Annotated in this window: 21 protein-coding genes; 18 read left to right on the plus strand and 3 right to left on the minus strand. The window is 47.2% G+C overall.

Going from position 1 to position 22,641, the window contains the following annotated elements; translation table 11 throughout:
* Nucleotides 1-9 precede the first annotated feature (9 nt).
* The 6 genes from rlmD to ACUJFK_RS05235 all read left to right on the plus strand — a co-directional run bounded on the left by rlmD (nt 10) and on the right by ACUJFK_RS05235 (nt 8,501).
* Nucleotides 10-1,335 (plus strand): 23S rRNA (uracil(1939)-C(5))-methyltransferase RlmD, encoded by a 1,326-nt coding sequence (gene rlmD / locus ACUJFK_RS05210; RefSeq protein WP_445426274.1) that lies wholly within the window; start codon nt 10-12, stop codon nt 1,333-1,335.
* A 64-nt stretch (nt 1,336-1,399) separates the two neighbouring features.
* The gene (relA, locus tag ACUJFK_RS05215; RefSeq protein WP_306177064.1) at nt 1,400-3,595 is read left to right on the plus strand and encodes a GTP diphosphokinase; all 2,196 of its coding nucleotides are present in this window, start codon (nt 1,400-1,402) and stop codon (nt 3,593-3,595) included.
* Between the two features lie 26 nt (nt 3,596-3,621).
* Entirely contained in the window at nt 3,622-4,398 is a 777-nt protein-coding gene (gene mazG / locus ACUJFK_RS05220; protein ID WP_226749614.1) for a nucleoside triphosphate pyrophosphohydrolase, read from the plus strand.
* 301 nt (nt 4,399-4,699) lie between these two features.
* Nucleotides 4,700-6,337 carry a CTP synthase gene (locus tag ACUJFK_RS05225; protein WP_226749615.1) on the plus strand — a complete coding sequence of 546 codons (1,638 nt, stop codon included), beginning with the start codon at nt 4,700-4,702 and terminating at the stop codon, nt 6,335-6,337.
* 60 nt (nt 6,338-6,397) lie between these two features.
* Nucleotides 6,398-7,690, plus strand: a complete 1,293-nt coding sequence (gene eno / locus ACUJFK_RS05230) for a phosphopyruvate hydratase (protein ID WP_226749616.1) — start codon at nt 6,398-6,400, stop codon at nt 7,688-7,690.
* A gap of 205 nt (nt 7,691-7,895) precedes the next feature.
* Nucleotides 7,896-8,501 (plus strand): hypothetical protein, encoded by a 606-nt coding sequence (locus tag ACUJFK_RS05235; protein ID WP_445426275.1) that lies wholly within the window; start codon nt 7,896-7,898, stop codon nt 8,499-8,501.
* Nucleotides 8,502-8,537: 36 nt separating this feature from the next.
* Here the strand turns inward: ACUJFK_RS05235 and ACUJFK_RS05240 are convergent, their stop codons facing one another.
* The gene (locus ACUJFK_RS05240) at nt 8,538-9,056 is read right to left on the minus strand and encodes a DUF1569 domain-containing protein (RefSeq protein ID WP_445426276.1); all 519 of its coding nucleotides are present in this window, start codon (nt 9,054-9,056) and stop codon (nt 8,538-8,540) included.
* Nucleotides 9,057-9,250: 194 nt separating this feature from the next.
* Here ACUJFK_RS05240 and ACUJFK_RS05245 point away from each other — a divergent pair, with 194 nt between their 5' ends.
* From ACUJFK_RS05245 to rpoS, 10 genes are all read left to right on the plus strand, one after another.
* Nucleotides 9,251-9,904, plus strand: coding sequence for a hypothetical protein (locus tag ACUJFK_RS05245; protein WP_445426277.1), 654 nt, complete (start codon nt 9,251-9,253; stop codon nt 9,902-9,904).
* Nucleotides 9,905-9,969: 65 nt separating this feature from the next.
* Entirely contained in the window at nt 9,970-10,248 is a 279-nt protein-coding gene (gene ftsB / locus ACUJFK_RS05250) for a cell division protein FtsB (RefSeq protein WP_229585393.1), read from the plus strand.
* Nucleotides 10,248-10,940 carry a 2-C-methyl-D-erythritol 4-phosphate cytidylyltransferase gene (gene ispD / locus ACUJFK_RS05255; RefSeq protein WP_226749621.1) on the plus strand — a complete coding sequence of 231 codons (693 nt, stop codon included), beginning with the start codon at nt 10,248-10,250 and terminating at the stop codon, nt 10,938-10,940. The genes ftsB and ispD overlap by 1 nt, the downstream gene beginning before the upstream one ends.
* A complete protein-coding gene (gene ispF, locus ACUJFK_RS05260) occupies nt 10,940-11,419 on the plus strand; it encodes a 2-C-methyl-D-erythritol 2,4-cyclodiphosphate synthase (protein ID WP_226749622.1) in 480 nt (159 codons plus the stop codon). Before ispD ends, ispF begins: the two co-directional genes overlap by 1 nt.
* Nucleotides 11,413-12,495 carry a tRNA pseudouridine(13) synthase TruD gene (truD, locus tag ACUJFK_RS05265; RefSeq protein ID WP_445426278.1) on the plus strand — a complete coding sequence of 361 codons (1,083 nt, stop codon included), beginning with the start codon at nt 11,413-11,415 and terminating at the stop codon, nt 12,493-12,495. Before ispF ends, truD begins: the two co-directional genes overlap by 7 nt.
* Nucleotides 12,496-13,248: a 5'/3'-nucleotidase SurE gene (gene surE, locus ACUJFK_RS05270; protein ID WP_226749624.1), complete on the plus strand. Its 753-nt coding sequence runs from the start codon at nt 12,496-12,498 to the stop codon at nt 13,246-13,248. It begins immediately after the preceding gene.
* 2 nt (nt 13,249-13,250) lie between these two features.
* Entirely contained in the window at nt 13,251-13,889 is a 639-nt protein-coding gene (locus ACUJFK_RS05275; RefSeq protein WP_226749625.1) for a protein-L-isoaspartate(D-aspartate) O-methyltransferase, read from the plus strand.
* A gap of 27 nt (nt 13,890-13,916) precedes the next feature.
* The gene (locus tag ACUJFK_RS05280; RefSeq protein WP_445426279.1) at nt 13,917-14,837 is read left to right on the plus strand and encodes a DUF368 domain-containing protein; all 921 of its coding nucleotides are present in this window, start codon (nt 13,917-13,919) and stop codon (nt 14,835-14,837) included.
* 90 nt (nt 14,838-14,927) lie between these two features.
* Nucleotides 14,928-15,686, plus strand: coding sequence for a peptidoglycan DD-metalloendopeptidase family protein (locus ACUJFK_RS05285; protein WP_445426280.1), 759 nt, complete (start codon nt 14,928-14,930; stop codon nt 15,684-15,686).
* Nucleotides 15,687-15,780: 94 nt separating this feature from the next.
* Nucleotides 15,781-16,773, plus strand: a complete 993-nt coding sequence (rpoS, locus tag ACUJFK_RS05290) for an RNA polymerase sigma factor RpoS (protein WP_226749628.1) — start codon at nt 15,781-15,783, stop codon at nt 16,771-16,773.
* Between the two features lie 202 nt (nt 16,774-16,975).
* Here the strand turns inward: rpoS and ACUJFK_RS05295 are convergent, their stop codons facing one another.
* Together ACUJFK_RS05295 and mutS are read right to left on the minus strand one after the other, a co-directional pair.
* On the minus strand, nt 16,976-18,151 hold the full coding sequence (locus ACUJFK_RS05295) for a benzoate/H(+) symporter BenE family transporter (RefSeq protein WP_445426281.1): 1,176 nt from the start codon (nt 18,149-18,151) through the stop codon (nt 16,976-16,978).
* Between the two features lie 18 nt (nt 18,152-18,169).
* Entirely contained in the window at nt 18,170-20,740 is a 2,571-nt protein-coding gene (gene mutS / locus ACUJFK_RS05300) for a DNA mismatch repair protein MutS (protein WP_226749630.1), read from the minus strand.
* Nucleotides 20,741-20,771: 31 nt separating this feature from the next.
* On the opposite strand from mutS, the gene ACUJFK_RS05305 reads away from it, so the two are divergent.
* Together ACUJFK_RS05305 and recA are read left to right on the plus strand one after the other, a co-directional pair.
* Complete coding sequence (locus ACUJFK_RS05305) at nt 20,772-21,266, plus strand: CinA family protein (RefSeq protein ID WP_226749631.1); 495 nt, start codon at nt 20,772-20,774, stop codon at nt 21,264-21,266.
* 61 nt (nt 21,267-21,327) lie between these two features.
* Nucleotides 21,328-22,371 carry a recombinase RecA gene (gene recA, locus ACUJFK_RS05310; RefSeq protein ID WP_226749632.1) on the plus strand — a complete coding sequence of 348 codons (1,044 nt, stop codon included), beginning with the start codon at nt 21,328-21,330 and terminating at the stop codon, nt 22,369-22,371.
* Nucleotides 22,372-22,641 lie beyond the last annotated feature (270 nt).

Here is a 22,641-nt window from a genome sequence, read left to right on the forward strand (position 1 = left end):
CTGCATCGAATGGTAACGCTCTATAAACCGAAACAAAAATCGCAACACCTTGGCCAGCAAGTAAAATTGCAAGTGGAATCGACCGATTATGAAGTCAATGGTATTGGTCGTTGGCAACAGAAGATTGCTTTTGTCAGCGGTGCTTTAGCAGGCGAACAGGTGCTTGCTAAAGTGACTGAAGATAAAACGCATTTTATTAAAGCGCGCGTTGAGCGGGTACTTAAAGCCAGCCCATTGCGAGTGACGCCTTTTTGCCCGCATTATCAGTTATGTGGTGGCTGTCAATTGCAGCATGTGGCCAGTGCCGAGCAAGCACAATTAAAACAACAAGGTGTAGATGAATTAATCCGTCATCAAACCGGTTTAGGCGAGTTGCCATGGCAGCCATTGTTAACGGGGCCCGATCAAGGTTATCGGCGTAAAGCGCGAATTGGTGTCTGGTTTGATCGTAAACGCAAGCAGCTAACGGTTGGCTTTCGAGAAAGTGCCAGCAAAACCCTCACGCCCATTAATACCTGTGCTGTACTGCAGCCGCAGTTACAGCCTATTTTTGCAGTATTACAACAGGTTGTACCACAATTATCAGAGCCGAGTGCGATCACGCATGTTGAAGTGATTGCCGCTGAGCAGCAAGTGTTTTTAATTGTGAGGCACACAAAGCAATTGACCACCGCTGAGCAACAATTATTTGTTACGGCGTGGCCTGAAGCGGTTTGGCTGGGTGAAGCCGAAGCAGGGCAGTTAACAAATTGGCAGCCTAATGCGCCGAGTCCGCGTTATCGGTTAAGCGAGCAAGGTTTAGAGTTGGCCTTTGCCGCAACTGATTTTATTCAAGTCAATCCGCAATTAAATCAGCAAATGGTGTCATTAGCGCTACAATGGTTGCAGCCGCATGCTGAGGATAATATTCTTGATTTGTATGCAGGTATGGGCAATTTTAGTTTAGCCTTGGCGCAGCGCGCTAAATTGGTGCATGGTGTTGAAGGGCTTGCCACTATGGTGCAGCAAGCCACGGCGAATGCCCAACTTAATGGCATTACGAACGCCCAGTTTTGGCAAGCCGATTTGCATCTAGCTTGGGGTAAAACGGACTGGAATAACCCGATTTACCAGAAGATCGTGCTTGATCCTGCCCGAGCCGGCGCCGAAGGCGCGATGCCACAACTGGTTAAGCTAAAACCGGCACAGATATTGTACATATCGTGCAATGCCGCGACCTTTGCGCGCGATGCAAAAGTGTTGTTACAGTCGGGTTATCAGTTGCAAAAGATTGCTGGCATCGATATGTTTCCCCACACGAGTCATCTGGAATTGATGGCGTTGTTCAGTCGTTAGCCAATCTGGCTGACTTTCGTGACGTGCAATAAGCTGGAACGACTTATTTTAATGAGGACAAAACATGGTTAGGGTGCGCCAGTCACACAGCAGTGGCTACCATGGTGGTGAGACAGTCGAATGGCTGTGCTCACTGGGGCTGTCTGAAAAAAGGATTGGTGCATTATTAGAATGCGCAGCCTGGCTAAAACAGCAACAACTAGACGACGATGTGCTAGAGGTGCGAACCGGCTGGGAAATGGTAGAGATTTTGGCTGATCTTAAAATGGATCAGGACTCACTGCTTGCCTCCTTGTTATTTCCTGCTTTTGAGGCGGGCCTGCTGGAATTGGCGCAGATTGAAGCCAATTTTTCTGCTCCGGTGGCCTTGCTGCTGTCTGCAGTGCAACAAATGGAAGCGATCCGCACTATCCCAACCAGCGTTAAGCAAGGTGCGGATGGCCAACAAGCGGATAACTTAAGGCGCATGTTGCTAGCCATGGTAGAAGATGTGCGCGCGGTGGTGATTAAATTAGCGGCACAAATTTGCTATCTGCGTGATGTGAAAGATGCCGATGAAGAAACGCGTGTTCTCGCGGCGAAAGAAACCAATGCTATTTTTGCGCCCTTAGCCAACCGTTTAGGTATTGGCCAATTAAAATGGGAACTTGAAGATCTGGCGTTTCGCTATTTGCATCCAACCACATATAAACAGGTGGCCAGTTTACTGGAAGAGCGACGCTTAGATCGCGAACAATATATGCAAGATTTTGTAGCTGCGGTTCGGCAAAAAATGCTCGATGCGCAAGTGCAAGCCGAAGTTTACGGGCGGCCGAAACACATTTTTAGCATTTGGAAGAAAATGCAGAAAAAGCAGCTGTCTTTCGAACAGTTGTATGACATCAGAGCGGTTCGGATTGTGACCGAACGTGTGCAAGATTGTTATGCGTCTTTGGGGTTAGTGCATACCAATTGGCGACATTTACCCAAAGAGTTCGACGATTACATCGCCACGCCAAAACAAAATGGTTATCAATCCATTCATACCGTGGTGCTAGGCCCACAAGGGCGGCCGATCGAGATCCAAATCCGTACGCGACAAATGCATGAAGATGCCGAGTTGGGTGTTGCAGCGCATTGGCGTTACAAAGAGGGCGGCGCGGCCAGCAAAACCGTGGCGAACGATGAAAAAATTAGCTGGTTACGTAAGTTATTGCAATGGCAAGAAGATTTAGCCGATGGCACCGACTTGGCTGAAGAGTTGCGTACTCAGGTTATTGAAGATCGCGTTTATGTCTTTACGCCCAAAGGCGATATTGTTGATTTACCGATGGGCTCGACACCGTTAGATTTTGCTTACTATGTACATTCTAATGTTGGACATCGTTGTATCGGCGCGAAAATCTCTGGGCGCATCGTGCCTTTTACCTACCAATTAAAAACCGGTGATCAGGTCGAAATTCTTACGGGGCGTGAGCCCAACCCCAGCCGAGATTGGCTAAATCCTAATTTAGGCTATTTAAAATCAAGCCGGGCACGCTCTAAGGTGCAATATTGGTTCCGCTTACAAGATCGTGATAAGAATTTGTCAGCCGGTCGTGAGTTACTCGATGCTGAATTGAATCGGTTAAACCTGCTGATTGAAGCACCAACCAAGGTGTTGCAACGCTTTAATGTCAATAGCATGGACGAGCTATTAGTCGGCATTGGCGGTGGTGAAATCAAAGTGACACAAGTGGTCCACTTTATTCAAAGCCAAAGCCCAAATCATGAATTACCCGAGATTGATCCGCGTTTAAAAACCAAACCGCTACCCACTAATAAAGTGAAAAGTGATGTGGTGGTGCAAGGTGTGGGTAATTTGCTAACACATATGGCGGGCTGTTGTCAGCCGTTACCAGGCGATGCCATTATTGGCTATATCACGCAAGGTCGTGGTATTGCGATTCACCGTGATGATTGCGATCAGTTCAAGACTTTATTGGATTCACATCCAGAGCGGGTGGTTGATGCCACTTGGGGCGACAAGTATGCCTCTGGTTACGAAGTCGATATTCGGATTGTGGCCAATGATCGTAATGGCTTGTTACGCGATATCACCAGTATCTTGGCCAATGAAAAAGCCAACGTGACCAGTATGAGCAGTAGTTCGGATATTAAAGCGCAAACCGCGGTGATTAATATGACGATGGAACTGTACAACTTGGACTCGTTAAATAAACTGCTGAGTAAAATTAGCCAAATAGACGATGTGATTGAAGCAAAACGCTTTCATCATTAAGCCGTTAAGTATAAGAAGAGTTAGCCGTGTCTGAACCCATTTCACGCTTGTTAAGCATCATGTCCGCATTACGCGATCCTGTTAGCGGTTGTCCGTGGGATCTGAAGCAAAGCTACGCCAGCATTGTGCCCTACACTTTAGAAGAGGCCTATGAAGTGGCTGATGCCATCGCGCGTGATAGCTTTGATGAGCTGAAAGATGAATTAGGCGATTTGCTGTTTCAAGTGGTGTTTTATGCCCAGTTAGCTAAAGAAGAAGGTCGCTTTCAGTTTGAAGATTGTGTCACGGCCATTTGCGATAAATTAGAGCGTCGCCATCCGCATGTGTTTGGTAATCTCAGTGCAGAAGATGCCGACACCGTGCTAAAAAATTGGGAAGCCCTGAAAAGCACGGAGCGTAAAGAGAGCGGGCAACACAGTGTGCTGGATAATATTCCGCAAGCGATGCCAGCATTAAGCCGTGCTTATAAGCTGCAAAAACGCTGTGCTAATGTCGGTTTTGATTGGCCGGATGTTAGCGGTTGCTGGAATAAAGTCAAAGAAGAGATTTTAGAAGTTGAACAAACCGCCCCGGGCAGTGCCGAGCTAGCAGAAGAACTCGGCGACTTAATGTTTGCGCTGGTGAATGTGGTGCGTAAGCATAAACTGGATCCCGAGGCGGTATTACGTGCGGCGAACAGTAAGTTTGAAAAGCGCTTTCGCGCGGTCGAACTAACGCTTGCCGAGCAAGGCCGCAGCACTGAACAGGCCTCTTTGGACGAAATGGAACAGATTTGGCAGCAGGTAAAGCGCCAACCGTCATAATGGCGGCCCAGTGGCATGCACAGGGCGGTAATGACCGCCCTTAACTACCGGCTTTAAGTAAAGGGTTATGCAGATTGCTTGTTGCATTGCAACTTGCTGGTCTTACCTGTTTTACGTTGTGCAATTATTTAACGACTAACACAGCTTTAGATTGAGCCGCTGTTCGGCCTTTGCTATACTTTTCTCCCGTCCTGATACCAAACATTTTAAGCCCTTGTTTTAACAGCAACCGATAGTTTTATCGGTGCTAAATGCTTTTTTTGTTTGGCGAAATCTTCTATTACTGCGTTTCTGGGGTCTTATGGCGACACGATATATTTTTGTGACGGGTGGGGTTGTCTCATCTCTAGGTAAAGGCATTGCTGCGGCATCGCTGGCGGCAATTCTGGAAGCGCGTGGTTTAAATGTCACTCTGCTGAAATTGGATCCTTACATCAACGTCGATCCTGGCACGATGAGCCCGATCCAACATGGTGAAGTTTTCGTTACCGAAGACGGTGCGGAAACGGATCTGGATTTGGGGCACTACGAGCGCTTTATTCGCACTAAAATGACGAAGTTAAATAACTTTACGCAAGGCCGCATCTACGCTGACGTATTGCGCCGTGAGCGTCGTGGTGACTATTTAGGTGCCACCATTCAAGTTATCCCGCATATCACTAACGAAATTAAAAACCGCGTGGTTGCCGGTGCCGATGGCTATGATATTGCCATTGTCGAAATTGGCGGTACGGTCGGTGATATTGAATCGCTACCTTTTTTAGAAGCTATTCGTCAGCTGGGTACCGAAGTGGGCCGTGAGCGCACTTTGTTTATGCATTTAACCTTGGTGCCTTACTTAGGCACGGCTGGCGAGATCAAAACCAAGCCAACTCAACACTCGGTAAAAGAGCTGCGTTCTATCGGTATTCAACCTGATATTCTGGTTTGCCGTTCCGATCGGGCGATCCCGAATAACGAACGGGCTAAAATAGCGCTGTTTACTAATGTTGAAGAAAAAGCAGTTATTTCGCTAAAAGACGTCTCAAGCATTTATCAAATTCCGGCTTTGTTGAAATCACAAGGCTTGGACGATTTAGTCTGTCGCCGTTTCCATATCGATGCACCTGAAGCCGATTTAGCGGAATGGGAACAGGTGTTATACCAAGAGTCGAACCCGACGGGCGAGATCACCATTGGTATGGTTGGTAAGTATGTGGAGTTACCCGATGCGTATAAATCGGTGAATGAAGCTTTGGGTCATGCCGGTTTAAAAAATCGCGTTACCGTTAATATTAAATACATCGACTCGCAAGATATTAAGAGCAAAGGCCCTGCAATATTAAGCGGTTTAGACGGTATCTTAGTACCGGGTGGCTTTGGTGAGCGCGGTGTTGAAGGTAAAATTTTAGCGGCGCAATTTGCTCGCGAAAACAAAGTACCTTATTTGGGCATTTGTTTAGGTATGCAAGTTGCTTTAATTGAATATGCGCGTAACGTGGCGGGTATGCCAGAAGCTCACTCTACTGAATTTAATAAAGAAACACCGTATCCGGTGGTCGGTTTGATCACCGAATGGCGCGATGCAGATGGCTCAGTTGAAGTGCGTACTAACGACTCTGACCTGGGCGGCACCATGCGCTTGGGTAGCCAAAACTGTAATTTGGTTGCCGATACCAAAGCCTTTAGTATTTATGGTCAAGCGGTGATACAAGAACGTCATCGCCACCGTTATGAAGTGAATAACAATTTAAGACCAAAATTAGAAGCTGCCGGCTTGGTGATTTCTGGTTTATCAGCTGATAATCAGCTGGTTGAGATGATTGAAATACCCGATCATCCTTGGTTTGTGGCTGGACAGTTCCATCCGGAGTTTAATTCGACGCCGCGCGATGGCCATCCATTGTTCCAAAGCTTTGTTGCCGCTGCGCATAAGTTCCAAAAACAGCAGCGCGTATAACTTTAGCAAGCCGTGTTGGATAACACGGCTTTTTTGTCTTTATCAAGGGGATCTTAAATTATGTCAGAAATTGCAAAAATTATTGCCCGCGAAATCGTAGACTCACGCGGTAACCCGACAGTCGAAGCGGACGTGTACTTGACCAGTGGTGTAATGGGGCGCGGTTGTGCACCCTCAGGCGCTTCAACTGGTTCACGCGAAGCCTTAGAGTTACGTGATGGTGATAAAAGCCGTTATTTGGGCAAGGGCGTATTAAAAGCGGTTGCCAATATTGATGGCCCGATCCAAGCAGCGTTAGTCGGCAAAAATGCTTACCAACAAGCTGACATCGATCAGATCATGATCGATTTAGACGGTACTGAAACCAAATCAAAATTAGGCGCCAACGCCATTTTAGCGGTATCACTGGCCGTAGCGCGTGCTGCCGCTGCCGATAAAAAGATCCCATTATATCAACACATTGCTGATTTAAATGGCACTTCGGGTGTTTACAGCATGCCAGTACCGATGATGAATATCATCAACGGTGGCGAGCACGCTGACAATAACGTTGATATTCAAGAGTTTATGGTGCAGCCTGTCGGCGCTAAAACCTTTGCTGAAGCATTACGCATGGGCGCTGAGATTTTCCATAGCTTGAAAAAAGAACTGCAAAAACGCGGTTTAAACACTGCAGTGGGTGATGAAGGCGGTTTTGCACCTGATTTGAAATCTAACGAAGAAGCTTTATCGGTTATCGTTGAAGCGGTAAAAGCCGCCGGCTATGAAATGGATAAAGACATTACGTTAGCCTTAGATTGTGCGGCCTCTGAATTTTATAAAAACGGTCAGTACGTGTTAAGCGGCGAGAACAAAAGCTTTGATTCCTATGGTTTCAACGATTACTTAGCCGGTTTATCACAGCGTTATCCGATCGTTTCTATTGAAGATGGTTTAGACGAAAGTGATTGGGATGGCTGGAAAGATTTAACCAACAAAATTGGCACTAAAGTGCAATTAGTTGGTGACGATCTGTTTGTCACCAATACCAAGATCCTGACACGCGGTATTGAGCAGGGCATCGGTAACTCAATTTTGATTAAGTTTAATCAAATTGGCTCGTTAACCGAAACCTTAGCCGCTATCAAAATGGCTAAAGACGCGGGCTTTACTGCAGTTATTTCACACCGTAGCGGCGAAACCGAAGATGCCTTTATTGCGGATTTAGCCGTTGGTACCGCAGCCGGTCAAATTAAGACCGGTTCACTGTGTCGTTCAGATCGCGTTGCGAAGTACAATCAATTACTGCGTATCGAACAAGAGTTAGGCAGCAAGGCCCCCTACAAAGGCCGTAGCGAAATCAAAGGCCAGTAATTTTGGCTTTGTTTCCCGGTAGCCGCCAGGCTACCGGTATAACTGCTTGCGGCATGCACCTTGCTGTGGCAGAGCGCCATCTTTATTGTGCTTAACGCATAACATATGATGAAGATCAAAGCTGCTGCAGCTATATTGAAATTTTCCCGCCGAAACGCAATGGCTGCGTTATAGTCAATATATCTAACAACTTTTTAGGTTTGCTATGAAAAGACACGCTTTGATTCAGATATGTTGTGCAGTATTAGGTGCCGGTTTCATCAGCATCACCTCAGCGCAAAATAAACCAAGTCCAACATTAAGTGAGATTGATTTATCACAAGTGCAAATTAATGGCATACAGCTTGATATGAGTAAAGCCACGGTAGAGCGATTGTTAAACCATCAATTTAGTCACAGCGATGAAAGCAATGAGAGCAGTATAGCGGCATTTAAATGTGTGAAAACACAGTGTCAGGCACAGCGTAATGGGGCTGACGGTGAAACCTTGTTAAATGTGTATTTTAATCGGCAACAACAAGCGTACTGGATTGTATTACAAACCCAAGCTCAGCTGGCTGAAACACCACCGCAGTGTTTAGTGGAGGCCGCAGAGCAGCTTGATGCCTTAAGGCAAAAATATCATCCTGAAGATGTGAAACATTTTTATGGCCCGAATGCCGTCACTTTACGCTTAAATAAACAAGGTCATCCTGATCCGGCAGATAATAGCTTTTATGGTTACCGCGTGCAGATAAAATGTGAGCCGTTTGCTCGCGGAATAGCAAGTAGTGAATACGAGCTCCGCGATAAAGCCATTGAGTTACGCTAAGATAACCACTGGCGAGTTAATCTGTCGTTCCGCTTGTTAGCGAGAGACAATCTGCTGCAACTGTTGTTCTAAAAATAACGCATGCACTTTGTAGTACTGCGCCTTGGTGAGGCTACCGTAAGCAAAATGCGCGGCTAATTCGCCCTGCCAATTAATAAATTCCTGTAATTCAAACATTAACTCATGTAGTGCCACATCATTAGGAACGTCTACTGCCAGTGGTGGTGCGCCAGGAATCGGCTGCTCCTGCGCCGCTGGCATACTGCCCATTGCCGCATAAAAATTTAGCGTTAATTTACCCACGATATTTTTTTGTAATACCGAGTGATGCTGTGGATAACCCACAATAGAGTAACGTAGGTTTTGCGCACAATGTTGAAAAATCTGACTCACATTCCAGTTCCCCATACTACGAAGTCGATCCGGTTGCATTGCGCGTAAACGTTGTTGCAGATCGGTCAGAGGGTAATGCCGTAAAGTCGCAACAAATTTGCTGCCCAGCACGACAACCAAGGGGGTAAAAGCGGCGGTGCGTAAAAATTGACGACGATTCATCGGACCTATTCTATGGTTAACGGTGGTGTGACTGGCGCTTAAACTACCGCTTTTCGGCGCGAGCGTCCAGTCTGCAGCGATAGCCCGGCGGATAAGCGCTTTGCTGCGAAGGTTTTTTCTTACAGAGCGATTTTTCTGCTTAACAGATGCATTTAGGCTTTTACAATAATCAGGCTATTGGCTAACATCGCTACATGACGATGATGCACGAAAATCAACCACATTTTTGGCAAGCAACTGCGGCCAATCAAACTTATACTGAGCTGTGTAATGCTTTGTATGAGCGTGAGCTATTTCGTTTGGCGGCCACCCCCAGCTCAGAATTAGCACAGTTGCCAAAACGCATCGCTAGCTTACCTTTTTACATTCGACGTGCTGCCAGCAGTATTTTGCAATACCCTGCTAATTTGGCGCTCGATAGTCAAAATGCCTCTTGGTATGGCAAACAATTTAAACGCTGTCCGGCCAGTAAACAGGCGGCCGATCCGATCCTGGCTTTTTACAGCAAAGCAGCGAAACCGGGTTTGATTGTGCCGCTTTACTGCGAAGATAAAACCCTTGAACATATCGTGTTAGACAGTGTTGATGAAGTGGATGTAACAGAGCAGCGTTTGCATTGTAATCAGTATGGTTGGTTTTCGTTTAGTGGCATGCCCTTAGCCGAGAACAACAGTAAGTTGTTTTTACTTAAACCAGACAAGAACATTATGACCGCCGCTTGTTGTGGCCATCAGTGGTTAAACTTACAAAAAAAAGAACCGCGTTTACTCACTTTGCGTGAACTTTTATTGGCTAGCCGCCTAAATTGGCGTAATTTCGCTCGGCCACATTTGGGGCAAAGCAGCTGATATAAAGCTTTGCAGTAGCTATTTAACGCTTCATAATAAGCTCAAACAGAAATAACGGTTTAGTTATGCGCATATTAATCGTGCTGTTGCTCATCGTGTTAGCGGCCTTACAATACCGGCTTTGGTTTGGTCAGCTCAGTGTGACAGATTACCTGCGTCAGCAGGAAGAAATAGCCACTCAACAAGCGAGTAATCAGGAGTTGATTAAGCGTAATCGTATGTTGTTGGCGGATGTTGATGATTTACGCCAGGGATTGGAAGCGATAGAAGAGCGAGCTCGCAACGAGCTTGGTCTGATTGCTGAAGATGAAGTTTTTTTTCGGATAGTACCGCGGACACCGTAATGTCATTAAAATCTTTTCCGGCGATTGCCGCCGTGATCCCTGCCGCTGGGGTTGGCCAGCGTATGCAAGCCGATAAACCCAAGCAATATTTGCGCTTACACGGCAAAACCATTTTAGAGCACAGTGTTAAACCGGTGTTAGCCATTAGCGCCGTGCAACAGTTATATTTAGCGCTAAGCCCAAACGATCCCTATTTTGCCGCAACCGGCTTAACCGCTGAAAATATTGTGCGGGTTGATGGTGGTGCAGAGCGGGTGCACTCGGTATTAAATGCGCTGTTAGCGATAGACGCTGAAAAAATGCCTTGGGTACTTGTGCATGATGCTGCGCGACCTTTAGTGCGTCCGCAAGATATTGAGTTACTGATCCAGCGCTGCCTTGAGGTTGGGCATGGTGGTATTTTAGCAACGCCAGTCCGTGATACCATGAAACGTGGCCAAAGCTTAATTAATGCTACGGTAGAGCGCGAGCATTTATGGCATGCGCTTACACCACAATTTTTTCCTACGGCCTTACTCAGAGCGAATATCCAAGCTGCGTTAGCGGCCAAAGTGGTTATCACAGATGAAGCCTCGGCTATGGAATGGGCAAATGAGCCAGTTCTGTTAGTGGAAGGTCATAGTGATAATCTTAAAATTACGCGGCCGGCCGATCTGCAGCTGGCAGCGTTTTATTTGGAGCAAAATCAATAATGACAATACGTATTGGTCATGGTTTCGATGTACATGCCTTTGGTGGCGAGGGGCCAGTGACGCTGGGCGGTATCAAAATTCCTTATAGCCAAGGACTGGTTGCACATTCAGATGGTGATGTGGTACTGCATGCGTTAGCCGATGCTTTACTTGGTGCAGTAGCACTCGGTGATATTGGCAAGCATTTTCCTGACACCGATGCAGCGTATAAAGGTATTGATAGCCGCATTTTACTCCGCAAAGTAATGGATGAAGTGCAGCAACGTGGTTATCAGATTGGTAATGTGGATATTACCATTATGGCGCAAGCACCGAAGATGGCACCGCACATTGCCGATATGTGTGCCTGTATTGCTACCGATCTGCAGTGTCAGCCTGAACAAGTTAATGTTAAAGCGACCACCACCGAGCAACTGGGTTTTGTCGGACGTAAAGAAGGTATCGCGGTTGCCGCCGTGGTGTTATTAACCTCATGCTGAATACTGAATCCGCATTAAGTCATCCGTCTTTTCCTGCGCAAGCTGAGTTAGCTTATTTGCACGGTCAACCGCATATTCGCGCCGCTATTCGAGCGGCAGCTGCTGATTTTTTAGTGGTGGAAGAACTTAATTTTACACCGAGCGGTGCCGGTGAACATATTCTGCTGCAAATTGAGAAAACCGGGCAAAATACCCAGTTTATTGCCCGCGAGCTGGCGCGTTTAACCGGTTTACGCGTGCGCGATATTAGCTATGCGGGTTTAAAAGATCGGCATGCGGTCACGCAGCAATGGTTTTGTTTTAAATGGCCCATCAAGCAAGAGCTGGACTGGCAAACCTGGCAAATTGAAGGCGCTAACATCTTACAGATGGTACGGCATTACCGTAAATTGCGCCTAGGTGCTTTAAAGCGCAATCATTTTACTTTACGCTTAACACAAGTATCTGATGTACCGGCGCTAATGGCCAAGTTACCTTCACTCGAAGCCGGGGTACCTAATTATTATGGTGAGCAACGTTTTGGTCTGGCTGGCGGGAATTTACACCTTGCTGAGCGTTTGTTTCAGGGCGAAAGTATCGCAGATCGGCAATTACGGGGGTTAGCACTATCGGCAAGCCGCTCTTTTTTGTTTAATCAGGTTCTGTCAGCGCGGATCCAAAAAGGTCATTTTCAGCAATTAATGGCTGGGGATGTGGTGCAGCTAAACGGATCTGGCTCGATATTTCCGGTTACTGAACCCGACGCGGTGTTGCAACAGCGGCTCGACAGCGCCGATATTCATCTCACCGCACCTTTATGTGGTGAGGGTAAGGCGTTAGTCAGTGCAGACGCCGCTTTATTTGAACAGCAGGTACTGGCCCCCTGGCAGCACTGGGTTAGCGGTTTAGAGCTACTGCGGGTGCAAGTTGGCCGTCGGGCGATGCGCGTGATCCCCGAGTCGGTCAGCGCTACAGTCGAAGCTGATACGGTGACCTTGCAGTTTGCTTTACCTGCAGGGTGTTTTGCGACGAGTGTCCTGCGGGAGTTAGTGTCTTATCGTGACATTGCCCGCGATCTTGTACAAATGGAGTGTTAAATGCGCATTTTACTGAGTAACGATGACGGGGTGCATGCCCGTGGTATTCAAGTATTACAGCAAGCATTATTACAAATTGCTGAAGTCACTACCGTAGGACCCGATCGTAACTGTAGTGGTGCCAGTAATTCGTTGACCTTACTTAATCCGCTGCGCACACAAACCTTAGACAACGGCTTTATTGCGGTCAATGGCACCCCGACCGATTGTGTGCATTTAGCCATTAGCCAATTATTAGATTTCACACCCGATTTAGTGGTCGCCGGCATCAATCATGGGGCAAACCTCGGGGATGACGTGTTGTACTCTGGCACCGTAGCCGCCGCGACAGAGGGGCGACACCTAGGCTTACCGGCTATTGCCGTGTCGCTTGCCGGGCGTGAAGAACAGCATTTTGCAACGGCGGCGCATGTGACCGTTGAAGTGATCCGTAAATTACAATCACATCCGTTACCTGCTGATCAAATTTTGAATATCAATGTGCCGGCCATTCCCTTGCACGAACTAAAAGGTATTCAGGTGACGCGGCTTGGCCGTCGGCATAAAGCCGAAACCATGAGTAGCTCAACCGATCCTTGGGGTCGAAAAATTTATTGGTACGGCTCTTTAGGGCCAGAATTAGACGCTGGTGAAGGCACGGATTTTCATGCCATTGCAAATGGTTATGCTTCAGTCACACCATTACATGTTGATATGTCTGCCTATAAAAGTATGGAAACCTTGGCACATTGGTTAGAGGGGATCCCATTGTAATTATGGCAGTCGTTACCTTACGTAGTGCGCAGATGTTAGCGCAAAAACTTCAAGCTGATGGCATCACTGATGCCCGTGTACTGAGCGCTATCGCGCAAACACCGCGCCATCTCTTTGTTGAACCAGTGCTAGCACACAAAGCTTATGAGAATACGGCCTTGCCGATTGGCTTGGGGCAAACCATTTCGCAACCTTATATTGTGGCACGTATGACCGAGCTGTTGCTGCATGGCGGCAGTTGCGGCAAAGTACTCGAAATTGGTACGGGCTCGGGTTATCAAACTGCCATTTTGGCTCGATTATTCAGTCATGTTTGCAGTGTCGAGCGTATTAAATCGTTACAGTTTCAAGCGAAGCGCCGTTTACAAGCGCAAGATTTACACAATGTGTCGATGAAGCACGGTGATGGCTGGTTAGGCTGGCCGACGAAAGGGCCCTTTGATAGCATTATTGTAACCGCTGCGCCGGTGGATGTGCCGCAAGCCTTGTTAGAGCAATTAACCGATGGCGGGCGTTTGGTTATCCCCGTGGGTGCGGAACAACAAGTGTTACGTGTTTATCAGCGAAACGGCGAACAGTGGCAAAAACAAGATATTGAAACCGTAAGGTTTGTTCCCTTAGTGCCAGGCGATCTGGCGTAACCAGCACAACGTGCAAACAGGAAGTATATGAAGTATCTGCAATGGCTGATCAAAGGTCTCGCTATGGGGGCGGCGGATGTAGTGCCGGGCGTTTCGGGCGGCACACTCGCGTTTATTTTGGGTATTTATGAACGTTTATTAGGCGCAATTAGCGCGATAAATATACAGGCGTTTCAGTTGTTACTTAAAGGACGATTTCAGCAATTGTGGCGGCATATCGATGGCACTTTTGTGTTGTGTTTGTTTGCCGGGATTTTCCTTAGTATTTTTTCCCTCGCCTCGCTGATCAGTTGGTTGTTAGAGCATCGGCCAGTACCCTTGTGGGCCTTTTTTAATGGCTTAATCTTAACGGCGTTACCATTTTTGTTACGCTCAGTTAAGTGGTCACTTAGTCGTGCTTTGCTAGCGTCATTAGGTATTGTACTAGCGGTCTTTGTCGGGATGCTCTCGCCAGTTGATCTACAACCTTCTAGTTGGATGTTTTTTGTCGCCGGTGCCGTGGCGATCTGTGCCATGATTTTACCCGGCATTTCTGGTAGCTTTATTTTGTTAATTTCGGGCATGTATGCCCCCGTGATATTAGCCATTCGTGAGTTACATTTTTCGGTGCTGGCGTTGTTTGCTAGTGGTTGCGTTCTGGGCTTATTGAGTTTTTCGCATGTGTTAAAGTGGTTATTGCAGCGCTACCATGATGCCACTCTGGCGTTGTTAACGGGCGTTGTCGTTGGCGCCATGTATCGGCTTTGGCCTTGGCAAGCGGGTGAGTTCATGTATTCACCCAGCCGGTATGCGATAGCGTTTGGTCAAAATGATTTGCTATTGGCATTGCTATGTTTTACCAGTGCAGTGTTCGTGATGCTGGCACTACTGAATCTTGAAAAGTGGTTGGGCGCTGAACCTGAGCGACCCGCAACGGACGATGCTGTAGTAGGCCAGAGCAAGGAGTAAGCTATTATTGTCAGGTCTTGCGCAGTTAGCACACTATCTCTGCCCGAAACCCTGAACGGTTTTGGCTGGGTAGTTATTGCTGCAGTCCTATTGTTAACAGGCTGCGCCGGTTCGTCGACTCCGGCGCCAGTCACCACGCTGGAAATTCGTAAACAGCAACATCAATTACGCCAACAACAGACCTTAAGTGGCCGCAGTTACCAAGTACAACGTGGTGACACCTTATATTCTATTGCTTTTCGGGCAGGACAAGATTTTCGCACTGTCGCTGCACGCAATAATATCAAAGCGCCTTACACCATTTATCCGGGGCAGATTATTCAACTGCAAGCGGGTACCGCCGCCAAAATTAAAGGTTCAGTCACGCCAACCAAGAGCAAAAGCTCCACTGCAAAATCGGTTGCAGCTAGCTCGCAAAAGGGGTATGTTCAAGAGAGGTCACCTGTCAATATTACTCAGCCTGCTAGTACAGCAGTTGGGCGAGTGAGCTGGCAATGGCCTGTAAAAGGTCCCATTTTGGCGCGTTTTTCAACCGCTGAGCAGGGCAATAAAGGGGTAGATATTGGTGGTAGTGCGGGCAGTCGTATCAATGCCGCTGCTGATGGTCAGGTTGTGTATGCCGGTAATGCGCTACGAGGCTATGGCAACTTAATTATCATCAAGCACAACGATGATTACCTCAGTGCTTATGCCCACAATAAACGGCTTTTGGTTAAGGAACGGCAAGACGTTAAAGCGGGGCAACAAATAGCCGAAATGGGTGATACCGATGCGATAGATACACGGTTACACTTTGAAATTAGATTTCGTGGCCAATCGGTTGACCCGTTAAGGTATTTGCCGAGATAACCGTGAAAACTAATAATAAAAATAATAATAATTAATCCTTTGCATGGAAGCATTGCGCACCTATGGTGTGTCATTAAGTGTGGGGTAAGTGGATATGACAAGTAAAGATCACAAAATAACTGATGCGAAAGATGACGAACTAATTGATGAAAATGTCCTAGCTGAAGATGAAGATATTGAAGCGGAGTTACAGGAGTTATCGCAAGACGAAGGCACTCTAGACGAAATTTTCGTCAGGGATGACAGTCAAAAGTCCATGGATGCGACACAGATTTATTTGGGCGAAATTGGTTTTTCACCATTGTTATCCGCAGAAGAAGAAGTGTATTTTTCCCGTCTATCGCTAAAAGGTGATCAAGCCGCCCGCAAACGCATGATCGAAAGTAACTTACGTTTAGTGGTAAAAATAGCCCGTCGTTATATTAATCGTGGTTTAGCCCTACTAGATTTGATTGAAGAAGGCAATTTAGGCCTGATCCGAGCCGTAGAGAAGTTTGATCCTGAACGGGGTTTTCGCTTTTCAACTTATGCGACCTGGTGGATCCGTCAAACCATCGAACGTGCCATTATGAATCAAACGCGCACGATCCGTTTACCTATTCATGTGGTGAAAGAGCTGAATATTTATTTACGTGCGGCGCGTGAGTTATCACAAAGACTAGACCATGAACCAACCGCAGAAGAAATTGCTGCCTCGTTAGATAAGCCAGTTGAAGATGTCCGTAAAATGCTAAAGCTGAATGAAAAAATCACTTCAGTTGATGTACCAGTGGCTGGCGCTTCAGAAAAACAACTGCTTGATGTTATTGCTGATGAAAAAGAATTAGGCCCCGAGCTAGAATTGCAAGATCAAGACATCAAACAACATCTGGTGATTTGGCTGGAAGAGCTAAACCCAAAACAACGTGAAGTATTAGCACGACGCTTTGGTTTGCTGGGATATGAACCTTCTACGCTGGAAGATGTAGGGCGTGAAATTGGTTTAACGCGGGAACGCGTGCGGCAAATTCAGGTTGAAGCTTTACGTCGGTTGCGTGAAATTGTAACGCATCAGGGTTTAAATATCGAAACACTGTTTCAAGAATAAAGGTGATAACAGCAGCGCTTAGTCCTTCACTAAGCGCTGTCTTGCAGTGACTTGTGGCTGATTATTTATCTTAAAAAACGACATGCTTTTTAGCATGCTCTTAATCTCGTAACTTGCTAACTTGCTAACTTGCTAACTTGCTTTGTGCATTACAGTTTTAACCAATTCAACACGATTTAACCGCGAGTTGTTATCTGTTGTCTTAGGTGCTGATGAAGCGCTGTCCTATTTTTTGTACTAACACCGTGATTAAACCGGCTATCAATCCCCAAAAAGCCGCAGCAATATCAAAAAAACTAATGCCTGACGCCGTTACCAGTAAGGTGATCACGGCCGCTTCGCGATAGTCAGGGTCGGCGGTGGTAGTTTGTAAATTACTGGCAATAGTGCTTATTAAGGCTAAACCGGCTAAGGCGGCAATCATGGTTTGCGGAAATGCGGCAAATAGCGCCACTACGGTTGCGCCGGCTAAACCCGCAATTAAATAAGACACACCAGCGGCAATACCGGCAATGTAGCGTTTCTTGGTATCAGGGTGTGCTTCTGTACCGGTGCAAATCGCAGCCGTAATGGCGGCGAGATTAATCGAGAACGCGCCCCAAGGTGCCAGTAATAAGGTACTGAGTGAGGTACTAACAATGATTGGTGACACCGGTGTTTGATAACCGCTGGCGCGGATCACCGCCACTCCGGGGATGTTCTGGGAGGCCATTGTTACCAATAATAATGGTAAGCCTACACCCAGCATGGCACTGAGAGAGAACTCAGGGCTCACCCAAACAGGGCGAGTGATGCTAAGCTCTAAGTGCGACAAATCTAATTGCCCACCGGCGATGACAATAACCAAGCCGCTCACTAATACTAGCAAAATGGCATACCGTGGCACAGTCGCTTTGGAAATCACATAGCTGATACACATAATGGTGACCAGCAGCATTTCACTTTGCATGGATTGAAAGATCGCAAAGCCAAATTGCAGTAAGATCCCCGCCAACATTGCGCTGGCTAATGAAGGTGGGATCAGCCGTGTCAGGCGTTCAAACATGCCACTTAAGCCAATGATTAAACCCAATGCCGCAGTAAAAATAAACACCCCGGTGGCTTCGGCAATACTCAGTCCTTGCAGGCTGCCCGCTAATAAAGCGGCGCCAGGTGTTGACCATGCGGTAATAATCGGCGCTTTATAGTACCAAGATAGGCCAATACAGGTAGCCGCCATACCAATACCTAAGGCTAACAACCATGAGGCAATGATCTCGCTACTGGCACCGGCCGCAGCGGCGGCTTGAAACACGATGGCAACTGAGCTGGCAAAACCGACTAATACCGCAACAAAGCCAGCAACAATAGCAGACACACTCATGTCTTTTAATAGCATCTTGATCCCTTAAGCGCGTTAGGCGTCCAATTGTTTTTTAAGTTGATAGAGTAAATCTAACGCCTGACGAGCGCTGAGCTCATCGGGATCGATCTGTCTTAATTGCGCCAGTAGCGGGTGCTCTGCTTCTAACAACGGCAATTGTGCTTCGCTGCCCGTTGCCGGCTTTGTGGCGACACTGGGTTGTAGTTCCAGTTGGTGCAGTTTTTGTTTCGCTTGTTGGATCACGGCCTTGGGTACACCGGCAAGTTGTGCCACTTGCAAACCAAAACTCTTACTGGCGGCACCGTCCTGCACATTATGCATAAACACAATATGCTCACCATGCTCTACAGCATCCAAATGGACATTCGCAACGGCGGGTAGCTGTTCGGCTAAATCGGTTAATTCAAAGTAATGGGTGGCAAAAAGCGTTAAGGCTTTAATTTTTTTCGCTAAATAATCGGCACAGGCCCACGCTAAACTTAAGCCATCATAGGTACTGGTGCCCCGGCCAATTTCATCCATCAGCACTAAGCTTTGAGCGGTAGCATGATGCAAAATGGTTGCTGTTTCGGTCATCTCAACCATAAAGGTTGAACGCCCGGAAGCCAGATCATCAGACGCGCCAATTCGGGTAAAAATCCGATCAACGGGGCCGATGACCGCCGAGGCAGCAGGCACAAAACTGCCTATCGCGGCCATCAGCGTAATAAGTGCGGTTTGCCGCATGTAGGTTGATTTACCGCCCATATTGGGGCCGGTAATCATTAACATGCGCCGTTCTGCATTTAATCGTAGGGGGTTTGCAATAAAGGGTTCACTTAATACGTGTTCGACAACCGGATGCCGCGCTTGCTGCAAGTGAATGCCGATGTCTGTACTCAACTCTGGCCGACAATATTGATGCAGTACCGCGCATTCTGCCAAACTGGCTAATACATCGAGCTCGGCCAAGGCGTCAGCGAGGTGTTGTAATTGGGCTAAATAGGGGCTTAGCAGTACAAAGAGTTGTTCGTACAGCTGTTTTTCCAGCGCTAACGCTTTGCTTTGACTACCCAGTACCTTGTCTTCATGGGCTTTTAGCTCTGGAATAATATAACGCTCATTATTTTTCAGCGTTTGGCGACGAATATAATCAGCCGGCACTTTGTTATCAGCACTGCGACCTGTTTCAATATAAAAGCCGTGCACTCGGTTGTAACCCACTTTCAGCGAGCTAATACCGGTGCGTTCCCGTTCGCGCTGTTCTAATTGGCTTAAATAATCTGTAGCGCCTTCAGCTAAGGCTCGCCATTCATCTAAGGCGGCATCGTATCCATCGGCAATGACACCGCCATCGCGGATCAGCACCGGGGGCGTTTCAACAATGGCTCGTTGCAGTAACTCAAGCAATTCTGGTAGCGGCGCACTGGCCTGTGCATGGCGCTGCAGTAGATCGCTGTGGGCGAGCGTTAATTGCTGCTGCAAGTTAGGCAAGGCCGTTAACGCTTGGCGCAAGCGGGCAAAATCGCGTGGTCTGGCGCTTTTTAAGGCCAAGCGGGCAATCACCCGCTCTATGTCACCGATATGTTTTAGCTGCGGTTGCAGGCTTTCGTAATCGTCGGTTAACTCGGCTACCGCCGCTAGCCGTAAATTGATTTTCTGTTGATCGCGCAGCGGGGCGTGGATCCAGCGTTTTAATAAACGCGAGCCCATTGGCGTTTGGCAATGATCCAGCACACTGGCTAGGGTATTGTCGGTTTGCCCAGAGAGCGTTTGGGTGAGTTCTAAATTTCGCCGAGTGGCGGCATCAAGCACAATATAATCTTCTGCCCGCTCTAACGCGATACTGCGGATATGTGGCAGTTGCGCCCGTTGGGTATCATTAACATATTGCATTAAACAGCCTGCGGCCATCAACGCCACTGGGGCGTCTTCTACGCCAAAGCTGCGTAAATCGCGGGTACCAAATTGTTGGCATAAAGCCCGTTCGGCAGTTGCCAAATCAAATTCCCAAATCGGCCGCCGCCGAGCGCCTTTGCGTTCAATTAGCTGTGGCTGGTTAAAGTCTTCCGGATAAAGCAACTCTGCGGGGTTTAAGCGTTGCAATAACGCGGCGAGATCATCAAGGTTATCCACTTGATTTAATAAAAAACGGCCGCTGCTTAAATCCAGCTGCGCTAAACCAAAATGTTGCCGGCTGTGACTAATCGCACACAATAAATTGTCGTGTTGCGCATTGAGTAAGGCTTCATCAGTAACGGTACCAGGGGTGACAATGCGTACCACTTTACGATCGACCGGCCCTTTGCTGGTGGCGGGATCGCCAACTTGCTCACAAATTGCCACCGACTCACCTAGCTGAACTAAGCGCGCTAAATAGCCTTCTACGGCGTGATAGGGTACACCGGCCATGGGGATTGGCTCACCGGCGCTTTGGCCTCTTTTGGTCAGCGAGATATCCAATAAGGTTGAGGCCTTTTTCGCATCATCAAAAAATAACTCGTAGAAGTCACCCATCCGATAAAACAATAAAATGCTAGGGTGCTGACTTTTCAACGCCAGATATTGTTGCATCATCGGCGTATGAGCGCTTAAGGCTTGCTCCGGTTTCTGGTCTGACGGCATAATGGTGTTATTGAGTCCCGTTGGATTATATATGACAGAGGCATCAGTAAGTTTTGACCTTGCCAGTGAGTTAGGTCAGCTATTATTGCGGAAAAACTACAGTATCACCACTGCAGAATCGTGTACAGGTGGCGGAGTTGCTTATTGGCTAACCGCTGTCGCCGGAAGTTCAGCTTATATTGATCGTAGTTTTGTCACTTACAGTAATAAAGCTAAGCAGCAATTGTTAGCGGTACGCAGTGCCACCTTGCTACAATATGGCGCAGTGAGTGTTGAAACCGTAGCTGAAATGGCCAGCGGTGCTGCCAAAGCTGCAGGCGCTGAATTGGCGATTGCCATTTCAGGTATTGCGGGGCCGGGGGGTGGCTCGGCCAGCAAGCCGGTTGGATTAGTGTGTTTTGGATTTTATTTACAAGGCACGATAACCACGCAACAGCATGTTTTTAAAGGCGATCGGCAGCAGGTTCGTCAGCAAGCCATTGAACATGCCTTACGGCAAAGCATCTTGTTGTTGACAGCTAGTTGAAACTCTACTACTGTATGCTCATACAGTGTTTACTAACTGACCGATTTTACCGGAGTAAGAGATGGACGATAACAAACAAAAAGCCCTGAGTGCCGCATTAACCCAAATTGAACGCCAGTTTGGTAAAGGTTCTATTATGCGCCTAGGTGACAGTACCGCTCTGGATATTGCGGCAGTATCAACAGGCTCTTTAGGCCTAGATATTGCCCTTGGCATTGGCGGTTTACCTTATGGCCGTATTGTTGAGATCTACGGTCCTGAATCGTCAGGTAAAACGACGTTAACCTTACAAGTTATTGCTGAAGCTCAAAAAGACGGCAAAACCTGTGCCTTTATCGATGCCGAGCATGCTTTAGATCCGATTTACGCTAAAAAGCTGGGTGTTGATGTCGATAAATTATTAGTATCGCAACCTGACACCGGTGAACAAGCACTAGAAATTTGTGACATGTTGGTGCGCTCGGCTGCGGTTGACGTTGTTATTGTCGACTCGGTAGCCGCCTTAACGCCAAAAGCTGAAATTGAAGGCGACATGGGTGATAGCCACATGGGTTTACAAGCCCGTTTAATGTCACAAGCCTTACGTAAATTAACTGGTAACATTAAACGTTCAAATACCCTATGTATCTTCATTAACCAAATTCGTATGAAGATTGGTGTGATGTTCGGTAACCCAGAAACCACCACCGGTGGTAATGCTTTAAAATTCTACGCGTCAGTGCGTTTGGATATTCGCCGTATTGGTTCAGTAAAAGACGGTGATGAAATTACTGGTAACGAAACCCGTGTTAAAGTGGTGAAAAACAAAGTTGCGCCGCCGTTTAAACAAGCTGAATTTATTATTCAATATGGTGCGGGTATCAACAAACTAGGCGAGCTTATTGATTTAGGGGTGCAGCAAAACCTCGTCGATAAAGCCGGTGCTTGGTATGCTTATCAAGGTAACAAAATTGGCCAAGGTAAGGCCAATGCCATGAAATACTTGCAAGAAAACAAAGCCATTGCGGATGAAATCGAAAAAATTCTGCGCGAGCGCTTGTTGTTAAAGCCGGGCGAAAAAGTGATTGATGAATCAATACCTGCTGATTTCGAAGCAGACCTATAATACTTTGTAGTTAGAAAAAACCAGCAGTGATGCTGGTTTTTTGTTTTTATGCACAGTTAATTTGTCACCAAGGGGCAAAAGACGCGTTTGCGTAAGCGCACTAAACTATTGAGCTAACGCAGGATGTTGCAATCACGACCCAAACCGCTTTTTCTACTATCGGGAATAATACCCAAGCCCGCCGTTTAGCGCTGAAATTAGCTATTGCTCTGCTAACGGGCCAAGGCTACTCTAATAACGTTATTTTGGTTCAGTTTTTTTAATACACTA

This window comes from Alishewanella sp. HL-SH06, assembly GCF_052656265.1.